Genomic DNA, 2,014 nt, shown 5'->3' with positions numbered 1-2,014 from the left:
GGATTAAAAGACAGAGAAATTATATCAACTTTTCACGCAGAAAAAGTTATTAATGATCTGTTAAAAAACGATTATAAAATTTCCCTTTCTCCAGATACAACTTATCGAGAGTTGAATAAAGCAGCACAGCGTAGCATTACAGCGCCAGACAGGATAGGAGAAGGAAAAACATGGGTTTATCAACGAGATACAATGATTGAAAGAGGTGATAACAGCGGTGTTCATCAGTATGGTCCAGCTGAACATTTCACTCACATTATATCTGACAAACCGTCCCCAAAAGATAAGTATGTTGCATATGCTATTAACATTCCTGACTATGAGCTGGCAGCCGATGTATATAATATTAACGTTACGTCACATTCCGGACAGCAAGAAACATTTAAAATACGAATCAATCCAGAACATCTACGGCAGACACTTGAGCGTAAATCTCTTACTGCTGTTCAGAAATCACAATGTGAAATCATCACCCCTAAAAAACCTGGCGAAGCGATTCTTCATGCTTTTAATGCCACCTACCAGCAAATCAGGGAAAATATGTCTGAGTTTGCACGTTGCCATTATGGGTATATACAAATCCCTCCAGTGACAACTTTCCGCGCCGACGGACCAGAAACTCCCGAAGAAGAAAAGGGTTACTGGTTTCATGCTTATCAACCCGAAGATCTTTGTACCATCCATAATCCAATGGGAGATTTGCAGGATTTTATTGCATTGGTTAAAGATGCTAAAAAATTTGGTATCGATATCATTCCTGATTATACCTTTAACTTTATGGGAATTGGGGGTAGTGGTAAAAATGACCTGGATTATCCCTCTGCTGATATACGAGCGAAGATCAGTAAAGATATAGAAGGTGGTATCCCTGGCTATTAGCAAGGTCAGGTTTTGATTCCATTCATTAAAGATCCAGTAACAAAAGAACGTAAACAAATCCATCCAGAAGATATACATCTCACTGCAAAAGACTTCGAAGCAAGTAAAGATAACATCTCTAAGGATGAATGGGAAAACCTCCATGCATTAAAAGAAAAGCGTTTAAATGGAATGCCTAAAACAACACCCAAAAGTGACCAGGTTATTATGTTGCAAAATCAATACGTTCGTGAAATGCGAAAATATGGCGTACGAGGTTTACGTTATGATGCGGCAAAACACTCAAAACATGAACAAATAGAAAGATCAATAACCCCACCGCTTAAAAATTATAATGAGCGGTTACACAATACTAACTTATTTAACCCAAAATATCATAAAAAAGCCGTTATGAATTACATGGAATATCTGGTAACTTGTCAGTTGGATGAACAACAAATGTCATCACTGCTTTATGAAAGAGATGATTTAAGCGCCATTGATTTTTCATTGCTCATGAAAACGATAAAAGCCTTTTCATTTGGTGGAGATCTTCAAACCCTTGCATCAAAACCGGGTTCCACAATCTCAAGTATCCCATCAGAAAGACGGATATTGATTAACATTAACCACGATTTTCCTAACAATGGTAATCTTTTCAATGACTTTCTATTTAACCATCAACAAGATGAACAATTAGCAATGGCATATATAGCCGCTCTGCCGTTCAGCAGGCCTTTAGTTTACTGGGATGGCCAAGTATTAAAATCAACGACTGAAATTAAAAATTATGATGGGTCCACGCGTGTCGGCGGTGAGGCGTAGCTTAATAAAGGTTGCTCTACCTATCAACAGCTCTACAATGAATTCCACGCATTATATATAGATAAAGCAGGAATATGGAGCGCATTTGAGGGTGTATCTGCAACTAAAAACGTTCTGGCCTTTAGTCGTGGGGATTCTGTGAACATTAATCACTCTCCTCATGATGGACTAGTTATAATAAATAAAGGAAACGAAGAAGTTGAAGGTACCTGGCCTAACAAATTGCAACCTGGAATATACAAAAACATGGGGAGTAATAGCGTTAACATTATTATTAATAATACCCGAAAAATTATCCCCCCTGGTAAAGTATTTACGCTTAGAGGCGGAA

The 2,014-nt window shown here is 37.8% G+C and carries 1 pseudogene; it reads left to right on the top strand.

Annotation, left to right across the window (positions count from 1 at the left end):
• A pseudogene (locus E0D98_RS23640) lies at positions 1-2,014 on the top strand (alpha-amylase family protein); the annotation flags it as partial.

It is taken from the genome of Escherichia sp. KCJ4928 (assembly GCF_004352695.1).
Taxonomy (GTDB): Bacteria; Pseudomonadota; Gammaproteobacteria; order Enterobacterales; family Enterobacteriaceae; genus ECMA0423.
Note: the sequence above shows the minus strand (reverse complement) of the source record. Positions and strands in the feature narration are given on the sequence as shown.